Genomic DNA, 9043 nt, shown 5'->3' on the forward strand with positions numbered 1-9043 from the left:
GCAACTAAGCTCTAAAAGTTAAATAGAAAAGAGGAACTCTGTTTCCTCTTTTTCTTGTAGCTTGAATTAAAAACGCTTCCTATTGATTTTCATTCATAAAATCAACTAATTTATGATAAAATGGTAGTAGAAAGTTGAGATTATGAGTTATTTTAAAAAATATAAATTTGATAAGTCACAGTTCAAGCTTGGTATGCGAACTTTCAAAACGGGGATTGCCGTATTTATAGTTCTCTTGATTTTTGGTTTTTTTGGCTGGAAGGGGCTTCAAATCGGAGCACTAACAGCGGTCTTCAGTTTACGAGAGAGCTTTGATAAGAGTGTCCATTTTGGAACTTCGCGTATCTTAGGAAATAGCATCGGAGGTTTTTACGCCCTTGTCTTTTTCCTCTTAAATACTTTATTTCATGGAGCCTTTTGGGTAACCTTACTAGTTGTTCCGATTTGCACCATGTTAACCATTATGACAAACGTTGCCATGAACAACAAGGCAGGAGTTATTGGTGGTGTAGCGGCTATGTTGATTATTACCCTATCAATACCAAGCGGAGAAACATTTTTGTACGTGTTTGCGCGCGTATTTGAAACATTTATGGGAGTTTTTGTCGCAATCCTTGTAAATTATGATATTGAGCAACTGAAACTCTTTTGGGAGAAAAAAAGAAAATAATGTTACATTTTATGACATTATTCATTGACGTTTGTCTTTTTTTAGACTATAATAGACAGGAAGAAGGAAATTGTAAATGAAGGAAAGAGAATTTCGCCGAAATATGGCTGTTTTTCCTATCGGCAGTGTTATGAAATTGACCGATCTCTCGGCGCGTCAGATTCGTTATTATGAAGATCAAGAGTTGATCAAACCTGATCGAAACGAAGGGAACCGTCGCATGTATTCTTTGAATGACATGGATCGTCTGCTTGAAATCAAAGATTATATCTCTGAAGGTCATAATATTGCTGCGATTAAGAAAAAATATGCTGAACGCGAGGCGAAGTCCAAGAAAGCCGTGAGTCAGACGGAAGTGCGTCGTGCACTTCACAATGAACTCCTCCAGCAGGGGCGCTTTGCTTCAGTACGGTCACCCTTTGGTCGCGGTTAGGCAATCGCAAGTAGTCATATATATTAAGGAGAAAACCCATGCCAATCACAGCTGCAGATATTCGTCGTGAAGTCAAGGAAAAAAATGTTACCTTTATCCGTCTCATGTTTTCAGATATTCTGGGAACCATGAAAAACGTCGAAATTCCTGCTACAGATGAACAGTTAGATAAGGTCTTGTCAAACAAAGCCATGTTTGATGGCTCTTCTATTGAAGGTTTTGTACGTATCAATGAGTCAGATATGTACTTGTACCCAGACTTGGATACATGGACAGTCTTCCCATGGGGAGATGAAAATGGAAGTGTTGCAGGTTTGATCTGTGATGTCTATACAACAGAAGGCGAACCCTTTGCAGGTGACCCACGTGGTAATCTGAAGCGTGCACTTCGTCATATGGAAGAAGTAGGATTCAAATCCTTCAACCTTGGTCCAGAACCAGAATTCTTCCTCTTTAAGTTGGATGAAAATGGGGATCCAACACTTGAAGTAAATGACAAGGGTGGCTACTTTGATTTGGCGCCTACTGACCTTGCGGACAATACACGTCGTGAAATCGTTAATGTCTTGACCAAAATGGGATTTGAAGTAGAAGCGAGTCACCACGAGGTTGCGGTTGGACAACATGAAATTGACTTCAAGTATGATGAAGTCCTCCGTGCCTGTGACAAGATTCAAATCTTTAAACTCGTTGTTAAAACCATTGCTCGCAAACACGGTCTTTACGCAACCTTTATGGCGAAACCAAAATTTGGTATTGCTGGATCAGGTATGCACTGTAATATGTCCTTGTTTGATGCAGAAGGAAACAATGCCTTCTTTGATCCAAATGATCCAAAAGGAATGCAGTTGTCTGAAACAGCCTACCATTTCCTTGGTGGTTTGATCAAGCATGCTTACAACTATACTGCTATCATGAACCCAACAGTTAACTCATACAAACGTTTGGTTCCAGGTTATGAAGCACCTGTTTACATTGCTTGGGCTGGTCGTAACCGTTCGCCACTTGTGCGCGTACCGGCTTCACGCGGTATGGGAACTCGTCTTGAGTTGCGTTCAGTGGACCCCATGGCAAACCCATACATCGCGATGGCTGTTCTTTTGGAAGTTGGTTTGCATGGTATTGAAAACAAAATCGAAGCACCAGCTCCTATCGAAGAAAATATCTACATCATGACAGCAGAAGAGCGTAAGGAAGCTGGAATCACCGACCTTCCATCAACTCTTCATAACGCCTTGAAAGCTTTGACTGAGGATGAAGTGGTCAAGGCAGCCCTAGGTGAACACATCTACACTAGTTTCCTTGAAGCCAAACGTATCGAGTGGGCTAGCTATGCGACCTTTGTTTCACAATGGGAAGTTGATAATTATCTTGACTTATATTAAGAATATAAAAAGATTGTCTGATTGGACAATCTTTTTTATTTTTGCAAAAACTTAAATGGATTTTGATGATGTTTTTAGTATAGTTATTATATAGAAATACAGAAAATGAGAAAGAGTGAATTATGCATTAAAAAGAAATAATATTCTTAAAATAACTGGAAAATGACGTTCATGAATTTTTGTTATACCTATTTAATGCAGTAGTGTGGCGGGTTTAGCGTGGGAAAGAAAAAAGTTTACAATTTGACAACATATTTCTTGAAATACGAATTAGTAAATGATAAAATGTTTTTTGGAATGGATGAGTTTCGGAGAGTTTATAAATTATTTACTATATTATTCACTCAAGTTCTACTCGCCATATTTCATTAAAAAGGAAAGGAGATTCTATGCAAAAAGATAAGTGGTGGCTTCCGTTTTTAGCAGTGGGAGTCATCATCGGATTGTCGGTGGGTTTGATTTATTATACTAGACCCGCTAAGGACGGAGAAGTAGGGACTTCATCAGTTTCGCAATCAACTTCAAGTGCTGAGAACAATACTGCCTTGAGTCTAAAAGGTCAACAACTTCCAGAATTTAAAATGACTTCTCAAGACGGTAAATTGGTTGCTAGTTCAGAGCTGTATGATAAACCTATGTTAATTGTCGAATGGGCTAGTTGGTGTCCTCATTGTCAGAAACAACTACCCATTGTTCAGCAGATGTATGAAAAGTATGGTGAACAGATCAATTTTGTTTTACTAAATATGAACGAACCTGGTAAAGAAACAAAGGAGAGTGCCGATCGATACATTAAGGAAAAAGGATACACTTTCCCTTATTACTATGACGAAGATCAATCAGCGGCAGATCTATTACAGGTTCAGACCATACCAAGTATGTATTTTGTAACCAAAAAGCAAGAAGTAAAAAATGTATTGGTTAATCATTCCGATGCGGAAAGCTTTTCTAACGAGTTGCAAACACTACTCAACTAACATATATCTACTATAGAAAAGGGGGAAGAAGAAATCACAATAGGATTTCAGAAATAGCAATGAGAGATTTCATTAAAAAGGTCTCCATATTGTTTATCATTTTATTCTTATCTGTTCCATTAGCCTTAATGGGACAGCTATTTGGTAGCGCTGCAGCAAATGAAGGCGGTAGTACTATTGAAGTAGGTGGAAATACAAAGATAACACAAAATGGATGTTCCCGTAAAATTGAAAAAACGGAAAAAATTAGCTGGCGCCTGCCTAGAAAACCAGTGGATTTGGTAATCTTGCAGGATGCGAGTGGATCATTTAAGAACACCATTCCAAATGTCCAGAATGCTTTAAAAACTCTGACGACATTTGTGAAGGAAGAAGAGTATGATGAAAATAACCCACGTTTGGTTAAGACTGATAATCCAGATACATCAGACCGGGTTATGATGGCGACCTTCCAAGGTGCAGATGGATACAACTACTACTACAATAACGATTTTACAGGCCGTAAAGATGTTTATGGTAGTTGGGGACCTGACTATGATTACAAATACAAGGCAAGTAACTTGTCTTCTGATCAAAATGATATCCATCAATTCATTAATAATATTAAAGTAGCGGGAGGAACACCAACTGTTCCAGCTATTGACGATGTCATTGCTCAATATAATGAAAGAAAAGGGAATATGGCTAATGGTCGTAAAACTATCTTTCTTTTGATTACGGATGGTGTTGCCAATGGGAAACGTGATCCTGATGGTAAGGTTCGTCTAGAGTATAGTGACTATCGGAACAATATTCTTACACGTGCATGGAATTTTAATGAACTAACAGAGGCGTCTCAAAACGTTTTAGGGCGTGTGAAAGAGGTTAAGGAAGCATCTACAAGACTTAAAAATGTTGTTGGTTCTGAAGGAACAGTAGTAGTTGGTTTCTGGGAAGACGTAACAATCTTTGCGAATTCCAAAGCTCAGTACTATGACACATATAAAGAAGGTTATTCAAAATATTTTGATATAGGGGATAACCGAAGTGTCCAAGAGATTTTCCATGAAGCATTAGAGGGGATGGCTTCTCCAGCTAAAAATATCAATGGAAAAGATGTTTCCTTCTATGTTAATGAACAAAGCGATATCAATAAATTCTCAAGTCGAGTTCTAGAATCTGTTGGTGCTGCTCTGGTTAAAGAAGATATCAAAGGTGAGTTTGAAGTTACTCCAGGATATAAGGTAGATGCAGTTCGAATTAATGGTAAGAAGATTGTATCAAAGGTTACCGATTCGAAGAAAGAAATTCGTGGTAAGATTGTTCAAGAAGGAGACAAGGTTACAATCTCTGTTCCAGAGAGTGTCTTTAATCCAGGAAACAACAAGTTTGACTATGATTTGAGTAAGGAAGCACATGCTGAACAAGTTGATGAGGATGATGAGCAAGACCCTCCTGCAGACTACAAACCAGTTAAGGAGACAGTTCCAGTTCCTGAGTTGACTGGTAAATTTAAAGTTGGTGATTTTGCGACTGAAACAATCGGTGGTTCGAAAGAAACTGTAGAAGTTCAAAAACTTGAATACTGTTACCCAAGTGCCACCAAGAAAATTGCAGACCAAGATCAAAGCAATGATACTGGTACTATTGAAGATCCGCTTCAATTAACAAAAAAACCATCCTATGCAGCGAACTTGTCTGCGAAAGATGAAACATTTACTTATACAGTAGATTACAACTTCAACAACGCTCCATATGAGTTCAAGAAAAATGTTATGCTGACTGACCCTCTTGACTATCGTTTAGAAGTTGTAGGTCATCATGCTTCTGGACCACAAGGTCAAATCTTGACTCGTGTAGTGAAACAAAATGACGATCTCGGAAACGAACGTGAAGTTGTTGTTGCTGATGTACCAAGTGTGAATGGTTATGAATACTTAGTGCTTCAAAAAGCAAAAATGACCATTACGGTTCGCTTGAAGGAGAAATATCGCAATAATCAAGCGAGCAAAGAATTTATGGCTCTTCTTCAGGATAATGATGGCTTCGGTTTGCTGAATCAGGGTAATATCATGTGGAATGGTGAGGATAATAATCCTGATCCAAGTAACCATGCTAAAACGGCTGACAAACCAAGTACAATTCGACGCTCAAACCCAGTCTATGTCAAACCACCAGTCGAGACAGAAGTTACAAAGAAGGTCAATGATAAGGAACATGAAGATCTTAAGAAAGAAGAACTCTTCGAGTACAAGGTGACTGTTCCATGGCCAGGCATTGCAGATACATTCAGCCTTACGGATACAGTTGTTTCAGAGTTGGAAGTTCAGGCAGATAGCTTGAATGTAAAACTTGGTGAAAAAGATAATACTGAGTTGAAAACTGCTACAAAAGTTGAAGGTCAAACTGTTTCACTGACTCTTGATAAAACTCAACTTGAAAAAATCTCACGTAAGGTAACGCGTCGTAAAACTAAAGATGTTCAATACCTTGAATTGACCTTCAAGGCTAAGATTCGTCCGGGTGCTGACCTTTCTAAATATAAGGAAGATGGTCAAATTAAAGTACCTAACACGGCAGATGTTGCCTTGAATGATATCAAGAAAACATCGAATAAAGTAACGGTTACCCCACCAAAACCACAAGAACCTTCTATTGATAAGAAGATTAATGAGAACTTGGATAGCTTCCAAACGTTTGATGGGCAACCATACAACTACAACATTACAACAGCAGTACCAAGTGATGTTGCCAATTACAAGAAATTTGTGATTCGTGATACACTGGATGCTAATTTGGAACTTGCAGGCGACGTAAGTATTAAAGGTTCTGCAGCGGCCCTCTTTGATATCCATACCAATGGCCAAGAGATTACGGCAACGGTGAAGGATGGTCAATTTGGTGAACTTGCAAAATACTCAACTGTTGAACTAGTCATTCCTGCAAAAGTTAAAAATGGTGTGACAGGCACAACCATTGAAAATAAGGCTTCTATTTCCTTTACAAATGAGAATAATGTAGAGAAAGAAGTTGAATCGAAACCTGTCACCGTAACGCCACCTCCTGTAACGAAGAAGATCAATGAAACCCTTGATCACTTAGATATCGCGACAGGTCAAGCGTATAACTACAACATTAAGACAAAACTTCCAACCGATATTACAGATTACAAGAAATTTGTGATTACAGATACACTTGAAGGAGATTTGTCAGTTATCAATGAAACTTCAAGCAAACCAGTTATCAAAGGAGCAGCTGCTGCCTTCTTCGATGTAACAGTTGAGGGTCAAACCGTGACTGCAACGATGAAGGACTTTGCGAACGCTACAGCTCTTGCTGGTCAAGAAGTGGAATTGATTATTCCAGCTAAGATCAATGATGGAGTGACTCGTATCAACATTCCAAATACTGCGAAGTTTAGCTTCACAGATAAGAACGATCATAGCGGAGAAAAAGAAACGAAACCTGTCACCGTAACCCCTCCATCAGAACCAGGTGTTGATAAGAAAATCAACGAAACACTGACAGAGGCAACAATCGGTGCGGAAACCGACTTTACTTATAATATCAAAGCGAAATTGCCAAATGATATTACAACGTACAAGTCCTTCGTTGTAACGGATACCTTGGATGAGAACTTGACTCCAGGTCAAGCTGAAATCAAGGGAGCTGCAGCGAAATTCTTCGATGTAACAGTTCAAGGTCAAACCGTGACTGCAACGATGAAAGATTTTGCGAATGCGGGTGACTACGGTAACCAAGAAGTAGAGCTCGTGATTCATGCCAAAGTGAAGAAAGGCTCAACTGTTCCATCTATTGAGAACAAAGCTAAGATTACTTACACCAACAAGAATGACCAACAAGGTGAGAAAGAAACCAAGCCAGTCACTGTTACACCACCACCAATCACGAAGAAGGTGAATGGTCAGGAACACGCAGATCTTGGTAAGTTATCAGAAATCTTTACTTATACGATTGACTCAACGGTTCCACATGTGGCAGATAGCTTCACCATTTCAGATGATATCGTCAAAGAATTGGCATTTGAAGGGGAAGCAACTGTCACTGTTGACGGCCAAGCTGTTCAAGATTTGACTGTGAAAACAGAAGGTCAAACCTTGACAGTCACATTTGGAAAAGATCAAGTGAAACAATATGCTGGTAAAGCAGTCCAAGTTTCATTCAATGCCAAGATTAAAGACGGCATCACTTTCGATGCTCTCTTGACTGCTTATCCAAATGAAGCAAAAGACAAGCCAGTAGTACCAAATACTGCTAGCTACATCATTAATGACAATCCAGATTCTAAGAAAGAATCAAAACCAGTCACTGTCACTCCACCGCCAACAACAACTCCAGAGCTTAAGAAGGAAGTAAACGGAGCAGAACGTTACGATCTTGCAAAACGTAATGAAGAATTTACTTATACTTTGAAAACAACAATGCCTGCCAATGCAACTGTGTTTGAGATGGCAGACGAGTTGAAAGAAGTTCTAGAATTTGTTGGTGAGAATGCTTCAGCTACTGTTAAACTTGATGGTGAGGATGCAGGATCTAAGGCGACAGTAACAATTTCTGGCCAAGTGATCAAAGTTGCCTTTACAGAAGCTTCTGTAAAAGCAGATGCTGGTAAGTCTATTGAAGTGAATTTCAAGGCTAAGATTAGAGATAATGCAAACTTGTCTGCTTATGTAACCAAAGATGGTAAGACTGAAATTCCAAACAAGGCTTCTTACGACATCGATCACAATCCGAAATATCACAAGGACTCTAACGAAGTCCCAGTAACGCCTCCAACACCAGAAGAGCCAGAAATCAAGAAAGATGTGAACGGCAAAGAAGCTGAAACTCTTGACAAACGCGATCAAGTCTTCACTTACAACGTGAAAACAACAGTAGCGCAAGATGCGACAGCCTTCGCAGTCACAGATACACTAGTAGACGTTCTTGAATTCGCAGGAACTTCAAGTGCTAAATTGAATGGTCAAGCGCTTGAGGCTAGCCAAATCAAGGTAGAAGGTCAAACGATTACCTTGACGCTTACAGAAGAGCAAGTCAAAGCCAATGGCGGTCAAGCAGTTGAATTAACATTCGACGCGAAGATCAAAGCCGGCGCGAACTTGTCAGCGTATGTGAAGGAAGACGGTCATACACAGATTCCGAATAAGGCTTCTTATGACGCAAGCTTCCCACACAAACCAGGAGTGCACAAGGACTCTAATGAAGTCCCAGTAACGCCTCCAACACCAGAAGAGCCAGAAATCAAGAAAGATGTGAACGGCAAAGAAGCTGAAACTCTTGACAAACGTGACCAAGTCTTCACCTATAATGTGAAAACAAGTGTAGCGCAAGATGCGACAGCCTTCTCAGTCACAGATACCCTAGTGGGCGTTCTTGAATTCGCAGGAACTTCAAGTGCTAAATTGAATGGTCAAGCTCTTGAAGCAAACCAAATCAAGGTAGAAGGTCAAACCATCACCTTGACGCTTACAGAAGAACAAGTCAAAGCAAATGGCGGTCAAGCAGTTGAATTAACATTCGACGCGAAGATCAAAGCCGGCGCGAACTTGTCTGCTTACCTATCAGAAGATAAGACTGT

Annotated in this window: 4 protein-coding genes and 1 pseudogene; all 5 read left to right on the forward strand. The window is 39.6% G+C overall.

Features of this window, described 5'->3' with window-relative positions; translation table 11 throughout:
- Nucleotides 1-142: 142 nt before the first annotated feature.
- Complete coding sequence (locus tag B7720_RS04260) at nt 143-670, forward strand: FUSC family protein (RefSeq protein ID WP_000119887.1); 528 nt, start codon at nt 143-145, stop codon at nt 668-670.
- A 76-nt stretch (nt 671-746) separates the two neighbouring features.
- Nucleotides 747-1103, forward strand: a complete 357-nt coding sequence (gene glnR, locus B7720_RS04265) for a transcriptional repressor GlnR (RefSeq protein ID WP_000664333.1) — start codon at nt 747-749, stop codon at nt 1101-1103.
- Nucleotides 1104-1141: 38 nt separating this feature from the next.
- Entirely contained in the window at nt 1142-2488 is a 1347-nt protein-coding gene (glnA, locus tag B7720_RS04270; RefSeq protein WP_001122885.1) for a type I glutamate--ammonia ligase, read from the forward strand.
- A 389-nt stretch (nt 2489-2877) separates the two neighbouring features.
- A complete protein-coding gene (locus B7720_RS04280) occupies nt 2878-3465 on the forward strand; it encodes a TlpA family protein disulfide reductase (protein WP_084856697.1) in 588 nt (195 codons plus the stop codon).
- A gap of 59 nt (nt 3466-3524) precedes the next feature.
- Nucleotides 3525-9043, forward strand: a pseudogene (gene padA / locus B7720_RS09775) (LPXTG-anchored isopeptide-forming adhesin PadA); the annotation flags it as partial.

Source organism: Streptococcus oralis subsp. oralis, assembly GCF_002096455.1.
Lineage (GTDB): Bacteria > Bacillota > Bacilli > Lactobacillales > Streptococcaceae > Streptococcus > Streptococcus oralis_CY.

Coding starts and splice junctions, on each gene's coding strand:
- glnR (WP_000664333.1), top strand. CDS start 747: ATGAAGGAAAGAGAATTTCGCCGAAATATGGCTGTTTTTCCTATCGGC.
- B7720_RS04260 (WP_000119887.1), top strand. CDS start 143: ATGAGTTATTTTAAAAAATATAAATTTGATAAGTCACAGTTCAAGCTT.
- glnA (WP_001122885.1), top strand. CDS start 1,142: ATGCCAATCACAGCTGCAGATATTCGTCGTGAAGTCAAGGAAAAAAAT.
- B7720_RS04280 (WP_084856697.1), top strand. CDS start 2,878: ATGCAAAAAGATAAGTGGTGGCTTCCGTTTTTAGCAGTGGGAGTCATC.